The sequence below is a fragment of the Enterococcus raffinosus genome, from assembly GCF_019175485.1.
Lineage (GTDB): Bacteria > Bacillota > Bacilli > Lactobacillales > Enterococcaceae > Enterococcus_A > Enterococcus_A raffinosus.
Window position 1 is genome coordinate 2,069,193 of record NZ_CP072888.1, and the last position, 23,110, is coordinate 2,092,302.

At 39.9% G+C, this 23,110-nt stretch carries 21 protein-coding genes and 1 tRNA gene; 4 read left to right on the forward strand and 18 right to left on the reverse strand.

The genetic code is table 11. The annotated features are described in order from the left end of the window. Positions 1–128: 128 nt before the first annotated feature. The 12 genes from J9537_RS10120 to map form a co-directional block, all read right to left on the reverse strand. Positions 129–1,391 (reverse strand): EpaQ family protein, encoded by a 1,263-nt coding sequence (locus tag J9537_RS10120; protein ID WP_218256069.1) that lies wholly within the window; start codon positions 1,389–1,391, stop codon positions 129–131. Between the two features lie 20 nt (positions 1,392–1,411). Further along, positions 1,412–3,508, reverse strand: a complete 2,097-nt coding sequence (locus J9537_RS10125; RefSeq protein ID WP_218256071.1) for a DUF7657 domain-containing protein — start codon at positions 3,506–3,508, stop codon at positions 1,412–1,414. After that, entirely contained in the window at positions 3,480–4,337 is an 858-nt protein-coding gene (locus J9537_RS10130) for a glycosyltransferase (protein ID WP_010745950.1), read from the reverse strand. Before J9537_RS10130 ends, J9537_RS10125 begins: the two co-directional genes overlap by 29 nt. Positions 4,338–4,354: 17 nt before the next feature. Continuing rightward, positions 4,355–5,200 (reverse strand): dTDP-4-dehydrorhamnose reductase, encoded by an 846-nt coding sequence (gene rfbD, locus J9537_RS10135; RefSeq protein WP_218256072.1) that lies wholly within the window; start codon positions 5,198–5,200, stop codon positions 4,355–4,357. 190 nt (positions 5,201–5,390) lie between these two features. Further along, a complete protein-coding gene (gene rfbB / locus J9537_RS10140) occupies positions 5,391–6,419 on the reverse strand; it encodes a dTDP-glucose 4,6-dehydratase (protein ID WP_218256074.1) in 1,029 nt (342 codons plus the stop codon). A gap of 103 nt (positions 6,420–6,522) precedes the next feature. Further along, positions 6,523–7,095 (reverse strand): dTDP-4-dehydrorhamnose 3,5-epimerase, encoded by a 573-nt coding sequence (gene rfbC, locus J9537_RS10145; protein ID WP_218257364.1) that lies wholly within the window; start codon positions 7,093–7,095, stop codon positions 6,523–6,525. An 11-nt stretch (positions 7,096–7,106) separates the two neighbouring features. Continuing rightward, on the reverse strand, positions 7,107–7,976 hold the full coding sequence (gene rfbA, locus J9537_RS10150; RefSeq protein WP_010745946.1) for a glucose-1-phosphate thymidylyltransferase RfbA: 870 nt from the start codon (positions 7,974–7,976) through the stop codon (positions 7,107–7,109). A 68-nt stretch (positions 7,977–8,044) separates the two neighbouring features. Further along, complete coding sequence (locus tag J9537_RS10155; protein WP_218256075.1) at positions 8,045–8,782, reverse strand: glycosyltransferase family 2 protein; 738 nt, start codon at positions 8,780–8,782, stop codon at positions 8,045–8,047. Between the two features lie 15 nt (positions 8,783–8,797). Then, on the reverse strand, positions 8,798–9,592 hold the full coding sequence (locus tag J9537_RS10160) for a glycosyltransferase family protein (RefSeq protein ID WP_218256077.1): 795 nt from the start codon (positions 9,590–9,592) through the stop codon (positions 8,798–8,800). A gap of 15 nt (positions 9,593–9,607) precedes the next feature. Beyond that, a complete protein-coding gene (locus J9537_RS10165; protein ID WP_010745943.1) occupies positions 9,608–10,726 on the reverse strand; it encodes a glycosyltransferase family 4 protein in 1,119 nt (372 codons plus the stop codon). A gap of 87 nt (positions 10,727–10,813) precedes the next feature. After that, positions 10,814–11,737, reverse strand: a complete 924-nt coding sequence (locus J9537_RS10170) for a YihY/virulence factor BrkB family protein (protein WP_010745942.1) — start codon at positions 11,735–11,737, stop codon at positions 10,814–10,816. A 15-nt stretch (positions 11,738–11,752) separates the two neighbouring features. Continuing rightward, on the reverse strand, positions 11,753–12,517 hold the full coding sequence (map, locus tag J9537_RS10175; RefSeq protein WP_010745941.1) for a type I methionyl aminopeptidase: 765 nt from the start codon (positions 12,515–12,517) through the stop codon (positions 11,753–11,755). A gap of 336 nt (positions 12,518–12,853) precedes the next feature. Here map and J9537_RS10180 point away from each other — a divergent pair, with 336 nt between their 5' ends. Together J9537_RS10180 and J9537_RS10185 are read left to right on the forward strand one after the other, a co-directional pair. Next, entirely contained in the window at positions 12,854–13,297 is a 444-nt protein-coding gene (locus tag J9537_RS10180; protein ID WP_028020300.1) for a flavodoxin, read from the forward strand. Between the two features lie 112 nt (positions 13,298–13,409). Continuing rightward, on the forward strand, positions 13,410–14,648 hold the full coding sequence (locus J9537_RS10185) for an aminopeptidase (protein WP_218256078.1): 1,239 nt from the start codon (positions 13,410–13,412) through the stop codon (positions 14,646–14,648). Positions 14,649–14,695: 47 nt separating this feature from the next. Here the strand turns inward: J9537_RS10185 and J9537_RS10190 are convergent. The 4 genes from J9537_RS10190 to sfsA form a co-directional block, all read right to left on the reverse strand. Beyond that, positions 14,696–14,769, reverse strand: a tRNA-Arg gene (locus tag J9537_RS10190). Positions 14,770–14,958: 189 nt separating this feature from the next. After that, positions 14,959–16,137: a DEAD/DEAH box helicase gene (locus J9537_RS10195; protein ID WP_218256080.1), complete on the reverse strand. Its 1,179-nt coding sequence runs from the start codon at positions 16,135–16,137 to the stop codon at positions 14,959–14,961. Positions 16,138–16,145: 8 nt separating this feature from the next. Beyond that, on the reverse strand, positions 16,146–17,147 hold the full coding sequence (locus J9537_RS10200; protein ID WP_010745935.1) for a Gfo/Idh/MocA family protein: 1,002 nt from the start codon (positions 17,145–17,147) through the stop codon (positions 16,146–16,148). Positions 17,148–17,240: 93 nt separating this feature from the next. After that, entirely contained in the window at positions 17,241–17,972 is a 732-nt protein-coding gene (sfsA, locus tag J9537_RS10205) for a DNA/RNA nuclease SfsA (protein ID WP_218256082.1), read from the reverse strand. Positions 17,973–18,205: 233 nt separating this feature from the next. Here sfsA and J9537_RS10210 point away from each other — a divergent pair, with 233 nt between their 5' ends. Further along, complete coding sequence (locus J9537_RS10210; protein ID WP_010745933.1) at positions 18,206–18,562, forward strand: DUF4828 domain-containing protein; 357 nt, start codon at positions 18,206–18,208, stop codon at positions 18,560–18,562. Between the two features lie 96 nt (positions 18,563–18,658). Here J9537_RS10210 and J9537_RS10215 read toward each other — a convergent pair whose 3' ends face one another. Beyond that, complete coding sequence (locus J9537_RS10215) at positions 18,659–20,029, reverse strand: IS1182 family transposase (protein ID WP_218255606.1); 1,371 nt, start codon at positions 20,027–20,029, stop codon at positions 18,659–18,661. A gap of 244 nt (positions 20,030–20,273) precedes the next feature. Here J9537_RS10215 and J9537_RS10220 point away from each other — a divergent pair, with 244 nt between their 5' ends. Then, positions 20,274–21,605 (forward strand): ISL3 family transposase, encoded by a 1,332-nt coding sequence (locus tag J9537_RS10220; RefSeq protein ID WP_218256084.1) that lies wholly within the window; start codon positions 20,274–20,276, stop codon positions 21,603–21,605. Positions 21,606–21,673: 68 nt separating this feature from the next. On the opposite strand, the gene J9537_RS10225 is transcribed toward J9537_RS10220, so the two are convergent. Continuing rightward, entirely contained in the window at positions 21,674–23,110 is a 1,437-nt protein-coding gene (locus J9537_RS10225) for a glutamate synthase subunit beta (protein ID WP_218256086.1), read from the reverse strand.

A 23,110-nucleotide genomic window follows, 5' to 3' on the forward strand; every position in this document is an offset into this window, starting at 1 on the left:
TCTCATTTTAAATGATTTAAATGGCATTTTTCTAATTTAACAATACGTTTCCTTTAGGTTCATAGCAAAAGAGCGTTTCTATTAAACTTGTTTCAAAACAAATTCAATAGAAACGCTCTATTTTTTCACTATCCTCTGCGGCTTTTCCGAGTGGTTGGACTTATTTCAAACTCTTCCTCTTCTCTCGGACCGAATACATTCACCGAATAATCAAGTGGTTCTTCATATACCGGATTCTTTTGCCAAGCCAGACCTAGCAAACAGAAGGTGATTGGGATCCAATAAGGAGCCATCAATGTATCTTCCATCGTTGATTGCAAAAGTACTGCAAAAAAGGCGATAACAAAACTTAATTGTGCTGTCTGGGTCTCCTCCTTAATAAGGATCAGCCAAACATTGTATAAGATAAAGAGACTCATTAATACTAGTCCGACTAAACCAAATTGCCCCAGCGTGGCATTGTAGCTATTGTGATTGCCTAAGATTTGCTGCCCACGCTGAAAAGTAAACGGCGGCATTCCTACCCAAAACTGCTCTTTAACTTTAAACAAAGTATCATAGAAATGCTTCCAAATATCTTCCCGTCCAGTAAACAAATCAATATTACTAGAATTTGCTAGAAACAACGACAAGGGAAAAATGCCGATCAGAAAAATACTATAGCCAATTCCATAGGCCCATTTCGCTTTTTCTTTTAAAAAGTTGGGCCACAAATCGAAAAAGACGAAAACGACTACTGCGATAAAGGCCGCTTGGGATTGAACTACCCAAGTACAAGCTAATGCGGCAAAGTATACAGGGTATTTCAGCAGCTTGGCCCACGTCCATTCTAACGATTGTAAGAGCGTCGCTGTTAAGAAACTAGAGCACATGACACTGCTCCCGATTGTATTGGTATTAATCCAAATTTCCTGAAGCTTATTGCTTTTATCCCAAATGCTGATACCGGCTGCCGGCTCAGGAATCTCTGTAAAAATTCGAAAGGCGGTAATTAGTAAAACCATTGCTGTCAATCCAGCAAAGACTATCCTCAATCCTTTTGTAAAACGAACTAATTTGAAATCCAGCACCACAAAAATTATCAGTGCGATCGTAATGTCCTGTAAAAAGCCGGCTTCTCTCAACCCATCAAACTGACGGAAAAAGAGGACTGAAAGAACCGCTACTCCGATCCAAATGAGGTCGTCGAGCTTTATACGATAAAAATTTAATACTAAAACGACCGTTGCTCCTATCGGCATGTAACGGTTCATACTGGCATAAATGTTAAACATTCCTTGTGTGCCTATGCCCTTCGTCCAAAGGAAAAAGCATAACAGTGTCATTCCAATCAGAATACAGGCACTAATGAGGTTCAATAGATCTGACGCACCTTTTTTGATTTCTACCATTTTTTTCCTCCGAACTTTAATTAGTTGATGTACCCGTCTTCAGCAGGCGCTGGTTGAGGGATCTCTTGGTAATTGTCCGTTCCACCGATCGGGTCTACATTTGCTGCTGCTTCTGCCTGCGCTTCATCTGAAGTAAAACTCAAGCGATAAATCGTCCATTTATCCTTATCAGGACCATATACTGGTTCAAACTGTGCGTAATTCAATGGATTGTAGTCCTCTAATGGACGCTTGCTGATTACGTATTTGATTCCAAGCTTTTCAGCATCTGTGAAATTAAGAGTGACTGTAAAATTATCAGGACGATCTAAACGAAAATCTGTTTTTCCTTTATCAATAAAAGCCCGAACATGCGCATAGCGATTATAGATTTCTTCATTCTTATGCTTTGGATCAATCTTATGCCATAACTTCATATCTGGATAGAAACGAACTGAGTTGATCGTCTTGACTCCCAAGGCTGGAGTAAAGTTATACAGATTATCCTCCGAAAGCCACAATGCATCTGGATCTTCTTTTTTTATCTTGACGATTTCTTCTGCTAGTGTCTTCTTATCAATCGCGCCTGTTCCATGAACGATTGGATTCACTGTAATTCCTGAGACCAATACTAAGATCGTCATTGCTAGTATAAAGAACTTCTTTAGTTTGAACAATAGCGCAAACATGATTAGCGCAAACACTACTAGGGTCATGAAAATTTCAAAGTTATTGAAATACAGTCCCATAATAGAAGATGTCACGGAATGGGTAGCTAAAATCATGACTAAACCTAGGAAAATCAGTTTTATCCACCAAGGAATTTTTGTGTATTCCCAGATAAAATTGATCATCCATAAGGACAAGAGAACCGCACCAAACCCTAAGGTTACTAAACTACGGGTACTGGTAACGTAGGTCAGCATTAAAGCCTTCGCGATCCCATGACTATAACCAAAATACGTCCAGCCGAAAATGAAGCAGCAGAATAATCCTAATATTGCTCCCATATATTTTTCTTCTTTCCCTCGTTTACAGAAGAAAATAAAGGGAGATAAAAGAACGGTTAACGGAAGAAAATTGAAATATGAAGCAACTTCTCCATTATTTGTTCCATGGAAATTGAAATTATCAAATGGAATCTTCCAGTTCGTTAAAAATAAGAAGAAATCAGAAGGCGGACGCCCCCCACCTTCAGCTTCTCGATGCCCCGGATAAATTGTGTTAAGCGTCGCATCAATCGCCTCTTTTGACGTATTATAAAAATGTAAAAGAACAAACCCGATAATTCCAAGTCCACCAATAATAATCGGTAAGTCCCATGCATCCAACACCAGTTCTTTCCTAAAATGAATCAACGTCCCAAACAACCAAAAAAGAATCAGGTAAGCTAACGGTACCTGATGAGCTGGGTATAGAACTAAAACAAATCCAATCCCATTAATAACGATCAAGCTCATCATCAGTAGCCGCATCAATACATTCCTATGCTTCGCAATATAGTAATGGCTGGCCACCATAATTGCCAAGGTGAAAAACATCAAATCGCCTACGTGCTGCATGAACCACCATTGAATCGAAGGCGAAAAAGTGATCCAAAATGCCCCAAGCAAAGACAAGTATTTGTTTCGTTTCGTTAAGATCATCACCATTTCAAAGCTTAGTAAAAGCATTGCGATGATCTTAAAGCCCCAATAAAAAGACAGTCCGCGTTCCTTTCCTAAAAAGAAAAACCCCCAGTTAAAAGGCTTGCCGATCACCGTTAAATCCTTTACCGGTGAATTGTAGGCAATAATCATGTTTTGCCCTTCTTTGCCATACTGTTTATTCACAACTGGGTAATCACTTTCAGCCTGTGAAAAATAAAAAGGGGTTTGAACCATCCACTCGTCCGAACGAACTTCTCGATTTTCGCCAAATATCACATCAGTTTTCTTATCATCACTACGCTCTGAAACGATCTTATCCCAAGAGCCGATTGAACTTCCATTTAAATTCAATACTACAATTACTATTAAAAAAAGAAGCCCAATTATATAGCGGAAATGAATAATCTGATCCACGAGCCACACAAAAGGATTGGTTCTCGTTCTTTCATCTGGTATTTCCCTAGTTCGCTTTTGTGCCCTTGTGTCCATTTCTTCCTCCTGAGAATAAAAATTTAAATGTCATTTTTCCATAATTGAATTTTCCTGTTAACACCTGTTTGCATCCACGAAGTAATAATTGTCTGCGATAGCGTGAAAACAATTGTGTTGCATATAAAGAATAATAGCATTTTTCAGCCTGAATAATTGCCTGATAGCGAGAAAAATTCATATAATTTGTATAATCTAAGACAGATAGTTGATGTTGCAGTGTTTGCGAGAGAATTTTTATTTGCTTTTTTTCTATAAAAATCCGCCAGCTCACCCAATGATCCAAATAATCTAAAGGAAATTCTTCGTTATAGCCGTCAATTTCTTTTAAAAAGCATTTCCTAAGTGCAGTGGCAGAATTTATCACCATGATATCTCGAGAATATAAGTGAGCCTTTTTAGGTAGTTCAGTATGTAATGGCCGCAGGGTATCGCTACGGACAGGTGATATCTGCTGTTCCCCGTCTTTGATAACTGGAGCTATAGCTACCACTGACGGTGGCTGTTTAGAAGCCTCTTTGACTAATTCTTCTAAATAGGTCTGTGTAAGTATAGTATCTTGATCCAAAGTTAGTAACCATTCGCTAGTTGGATCCCCCTGTTTTAGTACATGATTATAAGCCTTTGCCAGACCAACGTTTTGTGAACTGTGATAATAATGAAAACGTTCTTCTAATCCCTGAGGCTTATTTTCTTGTGGACTATTGTCAAAAATTGTCACTTGTTTTATTTCAGGAAAACTATGAGAAGTGAGAAGCTTGTTCAAGCTATTGATCGTTGACGATTCGTAAACCGTCATATTGTATAACACCACCACTATTTCGAACAAACTTCACACCACCTTTTTTATTGTTTTGCTTCCAATTCTAAAAAGCTTGCTAGGGCTTCTTGCCACGTTGGAATCTCAAATCCTAATGCCTTCGCTTTGCTCAAATCCATAATAGAATACTGTGGACGTGTTGCCTTCTGCGGATACTCCTCAGAAGTAACAGGCGCTACTTCTACATCTGTATCTTTTAAGATTTCTTTGGCAAAATCATACCAAGAACAACTATTTTCATTAGATAAATGATACACACCATATGGTGCCTTTTCTTCAACTACAAAAGTCATAAATTCAGCTAAGGTCCGAGTCCAAGTAGGACGTCCGAATTGATCATTTACAACAGTTAATCGATCATGCGTTTTAGCTAAATTTTGCATCGTATAGATGAAGTTGTGGCCATAAATACCAAATACCCAAGAAGTACGAATGATATAGTAATCATCCATGATTTCTTGAACAGCCTGTTCTCCTAAAAGCTTAGTCCGGCCATATTCACTCAATGGATTGGTTGCATCGTCTACTTGATACATCCCCTCTTTTTTCTTTCCATCAAAAACGTAATCCGTACTAATATAGATCAGCGTTGAGCCGGCAGCTTTGGCTGCTTCAGCAACATTTCGCGTACCTTCCACATTGATTTTTTCATCAAGCTCTTTGCCTTCATCTTCCGCTTTATCAACGGCAGTGTATGCCGCACAATGATAGATGATTTCTGGCTTCATCTCAGTAATAAAGCTATATGTCGCTTCTTTATCAGTAATGTCCAGTTGATCTGCGTCTGTTGAAACGTACTCGATTTTCTTTTCGTCTAACAAATGACGAAGCTCAGTTCCTAATTGTCCATGTCCACCTGTAAGTAAGATCATTTCTATCGACTCCTTGTAAATTATTTAATTGATTCCTTAAAAACAGAACTGACAGCTTGTTCTATTTTAGGTATTGATTTTTCTAAAAACAAAAAGATCAGTCTTATCCTCACTGTCATTCTGCTAAACCGTTTCTTTGCAAAGCATAACTGACAAAAAGACAGGTTGCACCTGCCTCATTTAATTGGTATTATTGGCCGTTTTTCGCGTAGTTGCTTTCAACAGCTTCTTTTTCAGCACGCCACCAAGCTTCATTTTCCGTGTACCACTTAATGGTATCTTTCAGACCTGAACGGAAGTTAGTAAACTTTGGCTCCCAGCCCAATTCCTCCCGCAGCTTCGTAGAATCAATCGCATAACGCAAATCGTGTCCTGCACGATCCTTTACATGATCATAGGCATCTTTTGGTTGGCCCATTTCTCCTAAAATAAGCTCCATTACGGTCTTATTATCTTCTTCGCCATCGGCACCGATTAAATAGGTTTCACCGATTTTTCCTTTAGTCAGGATCAACCAAACAGCGGAAGAATGGTCATTGGTATGAATCCAGTCACGCACATTTTTCCCATCGCCATATAGCTTTGGACGAATCCCGCTTAAAACATTCGTGATTTGACGTGGAATAAACTTCTCTATATGTTGATAAGGACCATAATTATTGGAGCAATTTGAAATAGTCGCTTGCAGGCCAAATGAACGGACCCACGCTTTGACTAATAAATCAGAACCTGCCTTTGTCGATGAGTATGGGCTTGAAGGATTATAAGGCGTTTCATCCGTGAATTTCTCGCCCGCTCCTTCACCATGACCTGGTAAATCTTCTCTTAAAGGAAGATCGCCATACACCTCATCTGTTGAAACATGGTGGTAACGAACATTGTTTTTACGGCATGCTTCAATCAATGTATAGGTACCAATAATGTTCGTTTGTACGAATGGAAATGGGTCTTTTAATGAGTTATCGTTATGTGATTCCGCCGCGTAATGAACAACAGCATCTGTAGTTTGCACTAAACGTTCCACTAGTTCTGCATCAGCAATATCACCGACAACTAATTCTACCCGATCCTTTGGCAGACCAGCCAAATTTTCTTTGTTCCCTGCATAAGTCAGCTTATCTAAAACTGTTACATGAACTTCTGGATGATTGTTTACAACATAATGTACGAAGTTTGATCCGATAAATCCTGCTCCGCCAGTTACAATAATATTTTTCATCTGTACGTTACTCCTATTTGGTATTAAAATACTCATTTCCCACTATCGGAAAATGGATTTGATTTTCAACACGTTTCTTGCCCTTTTTCTATAAAGACTGTTCTTAAATTTCACCATATACAAAAGGATTTTCAGACTCAAATTCCTTTAAGGTCGGTTGTTTCGCATCTTTTTCTGAGGTAATAGCTTTTTCAATGTCAATTGGCCAATCAATGGCTAGATCTGGATCAGCGAATGAAATCCCGCCATCTGCTTCTGCATCATAGTAATTATCACATTTATACATAAAGTTAACATTCGGTGTTAATGTTACAAAGCCATGAGCAAACCCGCGAGGAACCAGTAATTGACGATGGTTGTGCTCTGAAAGGATGTAGCCCTCCCATTTTCCATAGGTTGGACTTCCTTTACGAATATCCACGATCACATCAAGTACCGCACCTGTTACTACACGAATCAATTTAGTTTGCGCTGATTTGCCTTTTTGAAAATGCAACCCACGCAGGACGCCTGGTTGTGTCGATAGTGAGTGATTGTCTTGAATGAAATCAAAATCAATGCCTGCGGCTTTGAAATCCTCAACTGAATAACTTTCAGTGAAGAACCCGCGATGATCACCAAACACAGCCGGTTCAATGATTTTAACATCTGTTAAATTTGTTTCAGTTACTTTAATTTTCCCCATATCTATTCCTCTTCTGCTAAACGTAATAAGTATTGTCCATATTGATTTTTCTTCAACGGTTGAGCTAGTTCAACTAATTGTTCTTTAGTGATGTAGCCCATGCGATAAGAAATTTCTTCTAAACAAGCTACCTTCAAGTTTTGACGCTTTTCGATCGTCGAAATAAAGGTAGAAGCCTCTAATAGAGATTCATGCGTTCCAGTGTCTAACCATGCAAAGCCACGGCTCATCACCTCTACTGATAACTTATTACGTTTCAAGTACTCTTTATTTACATCTGTGATTTCCAATTCACCACGTTCGGATGGTTGAATGTTTTTCGCAATCTCAACTACATCATTGTCGTAGAAATATAAGCCCGTTACTGCATAATGTGATTTTGGCTTTTCAGGTTTTTCTTCAATAGAAACAGCCTGCATATCACCATCGAATTCTACCACACCAAAACGTTCTGGATCATTCACATGATAGCCGAATACAGTTGCGCCTTCAGTTTTCTTCGCTGCCCGCTGCAGCATGCGTGAAAGGCCATCGCCGTAATAAATGTTATCTCCTAAAACAAGACAGACACTATCGTCACCAATGAATTCTTCACCGATAATAAACGCTTGAGCCAAGCCGTCCGGACTTTCTTGCACTGCATACTCGATATGGATTCCTAATTCATGGCCATCACCAAAAAGATTTTCAAACCGTGGTGTGTCCTGTGGTGTTGAGATAATCAAAATTTCATTGATTCCCGCCAACATCAATGTAGACATTGGATAGTAGATCATTGGTTTGTCATAAACTGGCATTAATTGTTTCGAAGTTGCTTTGGTTAGAGGGTATAAACGAGTACCGCTGCCCCCTGCTAGAATGATTCCTTTCATACTTACGCTCCTTTTTTTTACATACGAACACATTATACCTGATGTTGGGTACTAGAAAAATCGTTTTGCTACTTTTTTTTAATTTCTTTTATTCTTTTTCTAACTAATTGCAAGGCATTCCAACGCCATTTGAATTGTTGGATCCGAGAAGCAGTTGTTTTAATCTCTGAGGCATTCAAACCATGACGACGATAATAAACCAATTGCTCTGGAATAAAAACCACACCGTGATAATAATCCGCCAAAAGTCCAATCCACATGTCATGCATGGGAACACCTTCAGGGATCGGCAGGATAATTCCCTTCAATTCTGACCGAAAGGCCATTCCTGCACCAATATAGCTGCTTTTTACGATGTTATGCCAAAAACCAGAATGTGTATGACGCATCGCTTGATAGGAAGGAACCAAAACCTCAAGATCATTATCCACGATAACTAAGTCAGAGATCACGACCGTTGTTTTAGTTTTTTCGAAATAAGGCAATGTTTTTTTCACTTTATCTGCATGCCAAATGTCATCCTGATCGCTTAAAAAAATAATCGGATGGCTGCTTTGCTGGATGGCGTTGGCAAAGTTTGCGATTAATCCTTTCCCATCATTTCGAAAAAGCTTCACTCGGGGATCCTTCGCTTTTAACTCTAATAAAAATTCCCACGTACCATCTGTTGAATGGTCGTCGGAAATAATCAACTCATCATGTTCTGAAAGCTGCGGGAATATGCTGTTCAATTGTTCTTCAATAAAATGGCGACCGTTGTATGTTGCCATACACACAGAGATTCGCATCTTGGACTGCTTTTGCATTCCCTACCTCCAAAATTAAAAGAATTGCCAGCCCCACTTTTGAAAATATTTTCTCATGGACTGTAAAAAAATAAAAAATAGCTTGCGGCTTTTCACTGCCCCGCGCTCATATAAATGAACAACGGAAAATTGTGGGCTATATACCGCTTGATATCCTGCTTGTTCCATTTTTCGACATAAGTCATTATCTTCGAAATACATAAAATAGCGTTCATCAAAGCCATTGATTTCATTAAACTTATCTATATCTACTACCATGAAACTGCCGGAAATCATTCGAACGAAACTATCTCGATCATCTGGCAGATCACGACATTCAAACTTGGCTAACCGTTTGGCAAACAGTCTTTTAACAAGTTTAAACGGGATGAAACGCAGCATATAATCAAAAACGTTTAATTGATTGCGTATTAAATATTGGGTCGTGCCATCTTCGTTTAAAATCTTTGGTGCTAAAAGCCCGCACTTTGGTTGTGCCGCCAAATGAATTGCCATCTCTCTTAGATGATTTTCAGAGAGAATAATATCTGGGTTAAAAATAATGCCGTACCCAGAAGAACCTAATAAATTAGCATTATGTCCAAAACCAAAGCCCTTATTCTCTTCATAAAAATTGATGGTAATAAACGGATAAGCCAGATACTTCCTCAATCTTTCTCGATACTCTGATTCTGAGGCATTATCAAAAAGCTTGATTTGGATTGTTTGATCCTCCCCTAAGGTCTCAATCAATGAATCCAAGCTTAGAAAAATTTTGTCACTGTTGTGGGTCACGATGCTGACAGTCACATTAATATCATTCCTATTCATAACGGACGACAACACTCATTTCTTCAAATATTTTTGCAGTACCTGTGAGCGGTACTCTTTATTCCCGAAAAAGCGGAAACTCTTCGTGATAAAGCTGTATTTTTCACTAATTAATCCAATCAGCTCTAGCAAGAAGGTTAAGGCAAAAGTCATAGCAACAATTAAAACAATCGTACCTACACGACTAGTATAATTCAACAGTAACGCGGAGAATGAGAACAACACGGCGATAGCATAAATCGTTAGAACTGCACCACGATGAGTAAAGCCTAGATTTAATAACCGATGATGCAGGTGCTGCTTATCTGCAACAGAAATCGGCATATTTTTCGCTTTCCGTCGAACCATAGCAAAGAACGTATCCGTTACTGGTACACCTAAAATGACCAATGGCGTAATCAAGGAGATGAATGTTACATTTTTCAATCCCTGCAAAGTCAGTACAGACATCATAAAGCCTAAAAACAACGCGCCAGTATCCCCTAAATAAATCTTAGCAGGATGAAAATTATATGGAAAGAAGCCCATGATACTAGCAACTAAACAAAAAATAGCTAAGGAAATATAGACAGTGGATGAATGAAGGAAAAAGTAACCGATCACACCAATCGTTGTCAAACTTATAATAGATACACCTGAAGCCAAACCATCTAAACCATCAATCAAATTCAACGCATTCGTAATGCCGAAAATCCAAAAAATGGTCGCTGGTAAACTTAGCCAGTCTAAATTGATTCGCCCGAATAACGGTGCAGTGAAGAAATCAAAACGAATTTCTGCAACGTAATAAATGACTAACGCGGCCAGTAAAATGCCAACACTTTTTTGTTTAGGCGACAATTCAAACTTATCATCCAGCAATCCAGTAATGATAATAATTAACCCACCTAACAGAATCTTACTTATATAATCAAATGGAATCGCCTCACGAAACAGAATCAATGATGAAATAGCAAAAGTAATAAAAATCGGTAATCCACCAGCACTAGGCATCGGCACTTGATTCATTCGGCGCGCATTCGGATTATCAACCAATCCTGTCTGAACCGAAATTATTTTAAAAATCGGGGTCAAAATCAATGCAATCAAAAAAGTTAAAAAATACTTGATGATTAATCCGAATGATACTAACATATTGCCACCTGCCTTTTTACTAAAAATATTATATAAGATTCCTTGCTCTTTACAAGGTTCTCCTAGAATCTTTCAAAAATCTTGAGATTATTTTTTCTTTTTAATGAAACGATCTTTTAATTTGTTAAACCATTTGTTGACCCGATTTGATCCTTCGGTAACTTCCTGACCCGTATGGTATTCTTCAATCGCCACATTTAACACGCCGCCCAAAATAATGATCGTCGCGGCAAAATTCAGCCAGAACATTAATACAATGAAACTTCCGATGATTTGATAACCAGAAACGCGCTGAGCGAAGGTTTGCGCATAAATGCTGAAACCTTGTGCTAAAACAATCCAACCAACTGTCGCAAAAATAGTTCCAGGAAGTGCATACTTGACTCGTACATGAGCATTCGGAATAACGATATAAAGTCCGCCTAAAATAACTAACAGCCCAATCAAGGTCACTGGCCAGCGTAAAGCTAGAAATGTATCAATAATATCTGGAGAAAAACGTAATAATTGCTGTAACGCATCTAGAATGACCTGTCCAGCACTGAAAAACAGCGCGACGGCGATGATTGCCATCATCAAAACCCCGACGATTCCTACCGATACAATTCGACTGATCACGAAGTTTCCGCGGTCTTCAACACCATAAGCACGATTTAAAGCTGTTTGAAGCGCATTGATTCCTCGACTGGAGGACCACAATGCTGCTAAAACTGAGATCGACAGCATTCCGCCGGAAGTGTTCTCCAGCAGACCCGTAATCGCCGGCTTTAGAAAGCTAAAAACATTTGGCGGAATCGCCTCACTCAAATAAGGCAAGACTGTTTCTGGTGTAATATTAAAATATGGCAGCAAGTTTCCCACAATGATCAATATTGGAAAAAAGGACAGCAACAAATAATAGGCGACTACCACAGAGCGGTCGCCTATTTCTGTTTCTGCTACATGTTTTTGGATCGATTGGATAAAATCCATTAGTTTTTTATTTTTTTTAATTTTATCTATTGGTCCCATAAAGTCCTCGTCGTTCTAATATGTTCCTTCTTCACCTTGTGAAGTCAAAATTTGTGGCCCTTCTTTCGTGATCGCCAATGTGTGCTCATACTGTGCACACCAGCCGCCATCGCGTGTGTAAGCCGTCCAGCCGTTTGGATCCATCTTCATTTGCCATACACCTGTATTAATCATCGGTTCGATGGTAATAACCATGCCTTCTTTTAGACGAAGGCCTTTTCCGGCAACTCCATAATGAGGGATCGCGGGCTCTTCATGAATGGTTGGCCCAATGCCATGCCCAACAAAATCACGCACAACTGAGAAGCCTTCCCCTTCAGCGTAGGTTTGAATCGCATGACCAATATCCCCGATACGATTTCCAATTTGTGCTTGTTCAATCCCTAAGTACATCGCTTTTTTTGTTACATCCATTAGTCGTTGAATTTCAGGCGAAACGTCTCCGACTGCATAAGACCAGCAAGAATCAGACATCGCACCTTTGTATTCCACGCACATATCAACTTTGATCAGATCGCCATTTTTCAATGGTTTCTTTCTTGGAAAACCATGACAAATTTCATCATTGATGCTGCAGCAGGTCGCATATTCATACCCCTCAAAACCAATTTGTGCCGCTACACCACCGTGACTTTCAATAAAGTTTCTAACAAAATTTTCAATATCCATACTAGTAATTCCAGGTTTTATAAAATCCCGTAGATGACGATGGACATCAGCCAGCAGTTCGCCTGATTCGTTCATCATTTCTATTTCGCGGGGTGATTTCAATGTAATCATGTTCTCGTCTCCTTATATCTTATCGTTTACTTTTTATCTCTAGTTTTCTTGGTGAAAATATTTTTTATCGTTCATCAAGCATAGTCTGTGAAAAGCTGGACGAACATCCTTTTTCATCTTGTCCATTTTAACATAACCCTATAAAGCGAACAAATGGTTAGAGAGGAGTGATTTCCTTTTGATTTTTATTTTGATATAATGACCATAAATTTAGCTTAAAGCTAAGGATGTCCATTCGACTTTTTGCCGTTCATTAAGTAATTTTTTCAAAAGATGAATACTTGAACGCAAAGGTCGTATGAGCTACGACATTCAAAAAATAAGGAGGAAATTTTTTTGACATTAGCAAAAATCGTATATGCCAGCATGACTGGAAATACCGAAGAAATCGCCGACATCGTCGCAGAAGCCTTCGAAAATCTAGATCTTGACGTTGAAATCGATGAATGTACACAAGTCGACGCAGAGGATTTTGAAGATGCGGATATTTGTGTCGTTGCCACATATACCTACGGTGAAGGGGATCTGCCTGATGAAATCGTAGACTTTTATGAAGAACTACAAGAATTAGATCTAAGCGGAAAAATCTTTGGTGTTTGCGGCTCTGGGGATACTTTCTATGATCAATACTGCAAATCCGTTGATGATTTTGATGCTGCCTTCGCAAAAACCGGGGCAACTCGTGGTGCGGACAGTGTAAAAGTTGAGATGGCTGCTGAAGAGGAAGACATTGAAAACTTGGAAGCTTTTGCAAAAAAAATCGTTGAAGCTGCTTCCTAATTAATCGAACAAGATGTGCCAGTAATGTCTGGTGCATCTTTTTTTGAACACATTTTCTTTTACGAAAATCTAAGAAATGCTAAGATGGAACTAACGAAATGGAGGGATTCAAATGGTTTTACCTAATTTTGAGACGCTTTTAAATAAATACGCACATTTGATTACAAAAGTTGGTGTTAACGTACAAAAGGATGATACCGTGGTTGTCTATGCCAGCGTAGAACAAGCATCATTGGCCCGTCTAGTGACGAAAGAGGCCTATCAATTAGGCGCTGCAGAAGTCATCGTCCAATGGAATGATGACGAGGTTCAGCGAGAATTTTTAAGTCATGCAGCAGAGGATCGTATCAATGAAGTCCCACCCTACAAGGTTGATGAAGCCAACACTTTTGCCGAAAAGCGCGTGACTCGTATCAGTATTGTTTCTCAAAATCCAGATGCTTTATTAGGGGTTGATACCACCCGTGTCGCAGCCTATCAAGCAGCAAGAGGAAAAGCACTGCAGGCTGTAATGGAGGCAACTCAATCCAATAAATTACGTTGGACTGTCGTAGCGGCTTCAAGTCCAGCTTGGGCAGAAAAAGTATTCCCTGAACTTGCTTCAAGTGAAGAACAAGTTGATAGACTTTGGAAAGAAATTTTCAAAACAACCCGCATCTATACAGACGATCCGGTCAAGGCTTGGGAAGAGCATGACGCAACGATGCGAAAACAAGCAGAGCGTTTAAATAAAGAACAGTTTTATGCTCTTCACTACACAGCTCCAGGGACTGATATTGTTATAGGACTGCCTGAGAACCACGTTTGGGAAGGCGCCGGCAGTTTTGCTGCGGACGGCAATGAGTTTATGGCGAATATGCCGACTGAAGAAGTATTCACCGCACCTGACCGGAATCGTGTTGACGGCTATATTACCAGTACTAAACCGTTAAGTTACGCCGGAACAACACTAAATGAAATGAAGTTTACATTTAAAGATGGTAAGGTTGTGGAATTTTCTGCTAAAGAAGGCACGGATGTTTTGGCATCGCTGTTAGATATTGACGAAGGCGCTAAACATTTAGGTGAAGTTGCCTTGGTCCCTGATCCTTCACCAATCTCTCAATCAGGAATCACGTTCTTCAATACGCTTTTTGATGAAAATGCTTCGAATCATTTAGCTCTTGGTGCTGCTTACCCTTTCAGTGTTGAGGGTGGTACTGAAATGAATAAAACCCAACTTGCTGAGGCCGGTCTAAACAGCAGCCAAACCCATGTTGATTTTATGGTGGGTTCCGCGGAAATGAACATCGACGGTATTCGTAAAGACGGTTCAAAAGTTCCAATTTTTAGAAATGGTGATTGGGCTTAATTACAAAAAATCCACTTAGAAATAATTTTCTAAGTGGATTTTTACTACGTTCTCGACTGGAATCGAACCAGCGACCTATCGCTTAGGAGGCGATCGCTCTATCCTACTGAGCTACGAGAACATGCCTATCCTATTGTAGCGATTTTAACTTATTTTATCAAGGTGGCTAACTTAAATTTAAGGAAGCTAAGCTAAAAAAAGGAAAAAAACTGCGAGTCGCCAATTACTAATAGATGAATTTTTCTCAAATAAGAATTCAAAAAAGCGCATATGAACGATACTCCTAAAAAAATAAAAAAAGGAAAAAGACTTATTTTCGTCTTTTCCCTTTTTTGTTTTTGCTTTTTTTCTTTTTGGGTTCACTCTGTCGTGTGGGTTCTTCCGTTAAAAGCTCCCCTCCAAATAAATAGATTGGTGCAAGCTTCACTTCTAGTTTCTTCGCGATTTTTGTTAAATCAGATTTTTCTTGTGGTGTCACCAGAGAAATTACAACACCGCTATTCCCCATTCGACCAACGCGTCCAGCACGATGCAGATAGCTTTCTTCACTTAAAGGAACATCCGCATTGATTACAAATGGCAATGCTTCAATATCTAAGCCGCGACTTGCCAAATCTGTCGTCAACAGACCTAGTGCCTGATGTTTTTTGAATTGTTCAATCGCATTTTTACGAGATAGCTTTGATTGGTCAGATGCCAAACTTGCGACAGGTAACTCATGATACAATAATTTCTCTTCGGCACTTCCCATGTCATTCAATTGATTGAAGAAAATCATCCCCCAAAAGGCTGGCAGATTTAGTAAACGTCGTAATTGATCGACTTTCTTTCGATCACTAGTTTCTAAATAGAAATGCTGTACAGCCCCTTGACTCTTATCCTCTTTTGAAACATCCACAACAAGTAACTCCGACTCAAATTGATTCAGCTCTTCTAATACAGCATCGGCTGTGGCAGAAAAATACAAATGCTGTGCTTCATTATCACTTGCTTTCAAAATTTTTTGAATGAGCTGAAGGCTCTGTCCTTGGATCAGCTGATCCACTTCATCGAAGACCAAGGTTTGAATGTGAGCTGCCTTAATTTTTTTTGCTGTAATTAATTCCAATACACGTCCAGGTGTACCAATCAATAATTCTGGTTTTTTCTTTAAGGCTTCCTGTTGACGTTTTACGTTTGCTCCGCCAATCAAAGCCTGTACTTTCATCCCAGAACCTGCCAGCCACTTGCGTGCAACCTCAACTACCTGCATAGCTAACTCTTGAGAAGAAGTCAGAACTAAAACTTGGCTAGCCTTTCCTGCTTCCAATCGATTAAGTAACGGTAATAAGTACGCGAGGGTCTTCCCGCTTCCAGTCGGTGCAATTCCAACAAGATTTTCTCCCTCGCTAATAGGAGCATAGACTTTTTCTTGGATCAAAGCAGGTTTTTTAAAGCCTGCTTCATCCCAGTTTTTCTTTAAAAATGGTACAAACTCTTGATTATCCATAATTTCCTCTATTTCTTATCAGCATCAAAAACAATGCCTGCACTTTTTCGCATATCATAAATTACTTGGTTCACATTACGGGCTAATTCCACCCATTCTTCATAATCCGTCCCAAGTTTGCGGTCAGTAGGGTTTAGAATGACCTGCGCAAACACGTTAGCTTCTTCAACCATCGGATTTTCTAATTGGTGAACGTTCAGTTTTTCTCTTCGCTGATGATCACGATCATGAAAAACAGCTTCGCTAATCGAATTCACCGCATTCATAACTAACGTTCCATTCGTTAAATAGATTTCTGACTGTTGGAAGCTGTCTCCAATTTTGCCTGTTCGAATCGTCACATCAAAGTTCTCATAACGTAAAATACCGGTGCCCATTCCGTCAACGCCTGTCGAAAGCTTTTGTCCAAAATAAATACTTTCCTTAGGCATTCCGAACCAAGCCAGTGCCGCATAAATCGGATAAACGCCTAAATCAGCTAACGCGCCTCCAGAAAAGTGTGGTGAAAAGATATTCGGTTCTTGTCCATCCAACACTTGATCGTAGCGAGAAGAATACTTCATAAAACTAAAGTCCGCACCGATAATACGATCTTTGTAAGGAAGAAAGTCTGCCACTGTTTTAAAAGATTGCTCATGGATATTACGAGCCGCTTCAAAGAAAAAGACTCTTTTTTGATTTGCTAACTCGATAATTTCATCCATCTCTTGCGGTGTTGAGAAGGCTGGTTTTTCAACAATCACATTTTTCCCTGCAAGGATGCCTTGCTTTGCCTGTTCAAAATGCAGACTATTTGGTGAAGCAATATACACAGTGTTCAAATGTTCAATGTCAAAGAATGTCTTAAGATCCGTGGCATACTCTACGTCGCCATATTTTTCACCAAATTTTTGCGCTGTTTCAAGTCGTCGTGAATAAACAGCCGCCAGTTGATACTGTCCTGTCTCATGCGCAGCTTGAACAAATTGGTCCGTGATCCAATTCGTTCCAATAATCCCTAAATTAATCATGCTTGTTTCCTCCCTATTTTTGAGTCTTTCAATTTTCTTGCTTTGAAAAATCCGTATAATTTTACTTTTGATAACTTATTAACCCCTGTGTACTCACGAATTAGGATCAATAAATGCTTGCTCTAAATCAAATGGAACCGCCTGTTTGATTGAAATCGTTTCTTGATCCACGTCACAATTATACGCTAAAACTTGAACTCCGTCTCCTTCAGCCATTTCTACCGCCTCATAAAGCTTCGGCTGCATCACACGATGAATTGTCGCCGCTTGAATGTTCGGAAACTGGACAATGAATAATAGATAGCAATGATACCCCATGGCTTGCGCCAGACGCAACTCTTCTACGTGCTTCAGACCTCGTAATGTTGGCGCATCAGGAAACGCACCGATCCCATAATTTTCAAGGGTTAATCCCTTCACCTCAACAAACCCTTTTTCCTGAAGGTCCGTTTCAAAATAAATATCAAATTTTGACCGTTCAAACGTATACTCCCGTTTTAAATAATTAATTGTCCCCTTTAATCCAGGCAACGTAATCTTTCCAGATAAAACTCCCTCAGCTGCCAAAGCATTAGGGATTTGTGAGTCAATATTGATCCACATCTCTCCCTTTTTGACTGCGATCAAATCATAAGCCGTTTTCCGTTTCTCTGACGGCTGATGGTTCACCGCTACTAGAGCGTTCGGAACAAGTAGTTCTTTACTACGCCCAGTATTTTTTACGTGGGTGACAATTTCTTCGCCTGAATCAAATAGGCGGCAGCGAGCAATAAACCGATTGCTCCTTTCAATAAAAATAGCTAAGTGAATGGCAGAATACTTCATTTTTTATCAAAATCCTTCTAAAAAAAGTTAAATAGTCCTTAAGGCTGATGGTAAGATGACAGACTTTATTATATAGTATAACAAAGCCCGTGTGAAAGTATTCTTGTACAACTTTTTCAAGTGTTTTCAGAGAACTAGAGATTAGCTAGAACGATCTCAAATCAGGATTCTGGCTTAAAAATTATTCAGCAATTTTTTATTGGTATTCGTAAGGTTGAGAAAGGAGTTTTTTGATGAGATTGAAATGGCCCGTCTTCCTCAGTGCGACATCTCTCGGTGTAGCTGCAGTGAGTTCAAAATTTGTCCGCAAACGTGAGGCGAAGGACCTTAATAGCAGGTATGTCGGTTCTTGGGAGTTCACTCATCCAAAAGAACACAAACATCATACCATAACGATTTACCCTGACTTATCGATTATTTTAGATGGCACAGCCATCATCTACCAACTGATTGAATTGAGTGAACAAAAATTAGCGATTCAAGATCAATATGGCTATCATTTATTGATTAAAACAAAAAATGGTACGCCAGACACTCTCTATGATGAATTAGATGACGTGTCCTTTCCTATCGTCCCTGTAAAAAAATAAAAAAGATGCCTAATGGCATCTCAGACTGTAGACAAAAGACGACCCAAACTCGTAGTTCGAGTTTGGGTCGTCTTTTTATATGTTTCCTTTCGAAATTCAGAGCAAAAAAAATAAAGGCTCTTTGCCTTTCCATAGCCACGTGGCCAGTTTCTTCAAATTCATTGCAGCAAACACTAGCATCGTATGCGTCGCGACTTTTTCCAAGCCTCGATACTTGGTCCAACGCATCCCATGCTTCTCTTTTGCATCTGCAAATATTCGCTCGATCGTTTCTTTTCTCTTTTTGTAAATCTCTTTATTCAAATCTGTCAGGCGAAGCTGCTCAATTTCATCCATCAAATTCGCCCAAACGTGTCGTGTGATCACTTTTTGATGATTTTTACTTTTCGTGCAGCTTCTTAGCAACGGGCAACTTATGCATTTTTTCGGATTTGATTTGTATTCTCGATAGCCCTCTCGGTTGACTGTAGAAAATTTTAACATTTGATCGTTAGGACAAAGATAGCAATCGTGACACTCATCATAGACAAATTCCTTTTTTGGTAACAACCCTTTCTTTCCTCTCGGGCGTGAGTAGGGTAAAATTGGCCGAAGTTTCCAGTGTGTCAAAAAGTGAACAAACTTCGGGGTCTTATAGCCAGCATCCGCAACCACTCGTTTGATTTCTGGAAAAAGTCTCTTCGATTGTTTGACGAGTTGGAACGCGACTTGACTGTCATGGATATTTCCGGGAGTCACGATCGTGCTAAGAACAAATCCGTTGTCATCGCAGGATGTATGGGCAGAATAAGCAAACTGTTTTTCTCGTTCGCCTTTGACGTAGTAGCCACTTTCTGGATCGGCCTTACTTATTTTTCTTTCTTTCAGCTCCACTTCCTTTTCTAAGTCCAAAGTAAAAGGGCGTTTTCCCGCTTCGATTCGTTGACGATTGATTTCATCTTCTAATTCATCTTGATAGGCTTTCGCTTCGTCATGAGTCATTTCCTTCGTGAACTTATGTTTATTGGCATTGGCTTTGATGTGCGTCGAATCAAGGTATAAGTTATCTTCTGTCACAAAGCCTGCTTTGACTGCTTGTCCCAAAATATAAGCAAAAATGTCTTCAAACAACGTGGTTTCTCGAAACCTCCGGACATAATTTTTACCAAAAGTGGAAAAATGCGGGATGTCTTCTTCGAAGGAAAATCCTAAAAACCAACGATAAGCGACATTGGTATCGACTTCCTTAATTGTTTGTCGCATGGAGCGAATCCCAAAGAGGTATTGGATAAACACTAATTTGATAAGAATAACGGGGTCAATGCTTGGTCGTCCTAAAGTTGAATAAGTCTCTTCAACAATTGGATAAATGAACTCAAAATCAATCGCCGCATCAATCTTTCGAACAAGGTGATCATGAGGAACCAGATCGTCAATCGTGAGCATCGCGAATTGGTTTCTACCATTCGTATTGTTTTTGGACATCATAAACTATCCCTCCTGTATTCGGTTTCATAAATCCATTATAAAAGAAAAAACTGTAGACAGCATCCATAAAATGGACTTTGTCTACAGTCTGAGATGCCTAATGGCATCTTTTTGGCTCTATAATATCTAGTGTTGGTGACACCTTCTGTTGCCAACACTTTTTCTTTTTTTAATAAACGCAAACAGACACCTTGAAATCCTTTAGAATAAAGTCGACGAAAACCATTCAAAGGAGTGTTTCAAGATGTCCTATTCAGAGTTTACCAAAGAGTTACTAGATATTCTAGACCTAAATCTTACCTTTCATGAGAATGCCTTTCGCAAAGAGCGAATCAAGGACGAGACCTGTTTTGTTTTTGATGGCACATTAACCTATCGACCAGAGGAATGCTTTCATTGCCGCTATGAAAATGATCAAACAATCATTAAATGGGGCTGGAAGAAAGTCTCTATCCTATTAAATGACGTCAGTAATTACAAGACGATTCTGCGGATAAACAAGCAACGCTTTAAGTGTAAACACTGTGGAAAAACTTTTTTAGCCGAAGATTCGGTTAGTGATCGTCGCTGCTCCATTGCCCGCAGAGTCAAACAAGCCGTTCTCGAACTATTAAGTGAGCCTCTTTCAATGTCCTTGATCGCACGCATGAAACACGTTTCTCCAACAACGGTTATTCGGATCCTTCGCAGCCTTCGGCCCAAAACCATTTCTTTGAGCCAGCCACTGCCAGAAGTGTTGTGTTTTGATGAATTCAAATCAGTGAAAAATGTCTCGGGTGCTATGAGCTTTGTCATGATGGATGGCAAAACCCATCAACTGATCGATATTGTGGAAAATCGTCAACTCGATCCTTTACGCGACTATTTCTTGCGTTATCCCAGAAAGGTACGGGAACAAGTACGTCTAGTGGTTTCAGATTTCTATACACCCTATCGTACATTGGTGAAAGATTGTTTTCCGAATGCCCGAATCGTCGCCGATCGCTTTCATATCAGTCAACACATTGGCCGAGCATTTACCAACCACCGAATTCAGATAATGAAGTCCTTTAGAAAAGGCGACAGTCGATCAAAACATTTAAAGAAATACTGGAAACTGCTTCAGAAGAATGCGTGGGAATTGAAGGGGAGACACCGCTACTGGCGACCTTCTTTTCGGGCACATCTAACGGAAGCAGAAATCGTCGATCGCCTGTTGTCTTACGATGACTCCCTAAAGCAAGGATACGAAGTCTACCAACACTTTCTGTCCGCTATCAGAAGACGAGATGTTCCTGATTTCACGAAACTTTTAAAGGAAAATTACAAAGAGTTACCAGAACACTACCAACCAGTGATTACGACCTTCAAAAAGTACCAAACAGAAATCAAACGCGCGTTGCGGGTTCCCTATTCCAACGAGCCACTGGAATGTTTGAACAACCATATCAAAGTACTAAAACGAATGGCCTATGGCTTTAGAAACTTCCAAAATTACCGAGAACGAATCTTTTTGTATCGCGGAAAGTATTTCAAGAAAACCACCCAAATGAACAAGACCAGAACGACAACACGGCTAGACAGAAGAGCTGCCTAGCCGTGTGAATGACTTGATTATTCTATTGAATTTCTTCACCAACACTCATTGACGAAGAGCCTCTTTTTTTATTGATGAATCAAAGACCGTAAGATCTGATCCACGTTTTCTGCAGCTTTACGTCCTTCACGAATTCCCCAGATCACAAGACTAGGGCCCCTTCTAGCATCGCCTGCCACATATACTTTTTCATTATTTGTTGTATAGTCTTCATAAATCTCATGAACATCGAAGGCGTCCAATAGATTTTTCTCTGCACCTGTAAAGCCCATCGCCAGCAATACTAAATCTGCCTTCAGGGTTTTCTCCGTACCCTTGATTGGCTGGAAGCGTGCATCGACCTGAGTCGTTTCAATCGCAATTACCTGTCCTCGTTCCGCACCGATAAAGGACGTTGTGGAGGTACTATAAGTCGTTAGCGCATCATTTTTCAACGCTCCCTCTTCTTGGCCATACCCTTGGCGATTGATCATAGAATATTCTGGCCAAGGATTATCAGGTGTTCGGTTTGAAGGTAGCTGAGGCGTGATTTCCAGCTGTTTGACAGAAGCAGCACCTTGACGAATTGCTGATCCGATACAGTCATTTCCTGTGTCTCCACCGCCAATAACGATCACATGCTTGCCTGCTAACTTCTGATCCGTTACTTTCTTTCCTTGCTGTAAAACAGTTTTCGTGCATTCCGTTAAATAATCTACCGCAAACTGAATGCCATGCAGTTCACGTCCTTTGATCTTTAAGTCTCGAGGCACGCCGGCACCGCTGGCAATAATGACACGATCATAATCTTTTTGCAAGTCAGGGGCACTAATATCTGTTCCAACCTCGGTATTTAAAACAAAGGTGATTCCGACTTCCTTCATTACATCAATTCGACGCTGAACGATTTCTTTATCCAACTTCATATTGGGAATCCCATACATCAACAAGCCGCCGGCACGGTCACTACGTTCATAAACCGTTACTTGATGGCCCAGCTGATTTAAGCGCCACGCGGCTGAAAGTCCAGCCGGACCAGAGCCAATGATCGCTACTTTAAAATCTGTCCGTTCATCCGGCAGCCCATCTGCTTTGACCCAATCATTTTCAAAGGCATGATCGATAATGAAGCGTTCATTATCATGGATCGCCACGCCAGAACCGTTCAATCCTTCTGTACAAGATTTTTCACATGGCGCAGGACATACTCGACCTGTCATCTCTGGTAGTGGGTTAGTCTTTGCCAATCGATCAAAGGCGTTCTTAAAATCGCCACGAAAAACAAAATCATTCCATTCAGGAATCAGATTATCGTTAGGACAACCTGATACTGCACGCTTGCCGCCATAAAAAATTCCTGTATGACAAAATGGAATTCCGCAATTCATACAACGAGCCGCTTGTTCTTTCCGCTCCTCTACACTGAGGGGTGTTTGTAATTCTTCCCAATCCTGAATACGTTCTTCGACTGGACGATAAGGATTGTCCTTTCGGGGGTATTTTAAAAATCCAAATGGATCTGCCAT

Coding starts and splice junctions, on each gene's coding strand:
- J9537_RS10210 (WP_010745933.1), top strand. CDS start 18,206: ATGAGATTGAAATGGCCCGTCTTCCTCAGTGCGACATCTCTCGGTGTA.
- map (WP_010745941.1), bottom strand. CDS start 12,517: ATGATTACATTGAAATCACCCCGCGAAATAGAAATGATGAACGAATCA.
- J9537_RS10225 (WP_218256086.1), bottom strand. CDS start 23,110: ATGGCAGATCCATTTGGATTTTTAAAATACCCCCGAAAGGACAATCCT.
- J9537_RS10220 (WP_218256084.1), top strand. CDS start 20,274: ATGTCCTATTCAGAGTTTACCAAAGAGTTACTAGATATTCTAGACCTA.
- J9537_RS10170 (WP_010745942.1), bottom strand. CDS start 11,737: ATGGGACCAATAGATAAAATTAAAAAAAATAAAAAACTAATGGATTTT.
- J9537_RS10200 (WP_010745935.1), bottom strand. CDS start 17,147: ATGATTAATTTAGGGATTATTGGAACGAATTGGATCACGGACCAATTT.
- J9537_RS10215 (WP_218255606.1), bottom strand. CDS start 20,029: ATGATGTCCAAAAACAATACGAATGGTAGAAACCAATTCGCGATGCTC.
- rfbD (WP_218256072.1), bottom strand. CDS start 5,200: ATGATCTTACTTACAGGTGGACATGGACAATTAGGAACTGAGCTTCGT.
- J9537_RS10160 (WP_218256077.1), bottom strand. CDS start 9,592: ATGAATAGGAATGATATTAATGTGACTGTCAGCATCGTGACCCACAAC.
- J9537_RS10165 (WP_010745943.1), bottom strand. CDS start 10,726: ATGTTAGTATCATTCGGATTAATCATCAAGTATTTTTTAACTTTTTTG.
- J9537_RS10185 (WP_218256078.1), top strand. CDS start 13,410: ATGGTTTTACCTAATTTTGAGACGCTTTTAAATAAATACGCACATTTG.
- J9537_RS10195 (WP_218256080.1), bottom strand. CDS start 16,137: ATGGATAATCAAGAGTTTGTACCATTTTTAAAGAAAAACTGGGATGAA.
- J9537_RS10125 (WP_218256071.1), bottom strand. CDS start 3,508: ATGGACACAAGGGCACAAAAGCGAACTAGGGAAATACCAGATGAAAGA.
- rfbA (WP_010745946.1), bottom strand. CDS start 7,976: ATGAAAGGAATCATTCTAGCAGGGGGCAGCGGTACTCGTTTATACCCT.
- sfsA (WP_218256082.1), bottom strand. CDS start 17,972: ATGAAGTATTCTGCCATTCACTTAGCTATTTTTATTGAAAGGAGCAAT.
- rfbB (WP_218256074.1), bottom strand. CDS start 6,419: ATGAAAAATATTATTGTAACTGGCGGAGCAGGATTTATCGGATCAAAC.
- J9537_RS10155 (WP_218256075.1), bottom strand. CDS start 8,782: ATGCAAAAGCAGTCCAAGATGCGAATCTCTGTGTGTATGGCAACATAC.
- J9537_RS10120 (WP_218256069.1), bottom strand. CDS start 1,391: ATGGTAGAAATCAAAAAAGGTGCGTCAGATCTATTGAACCTCATTAGT.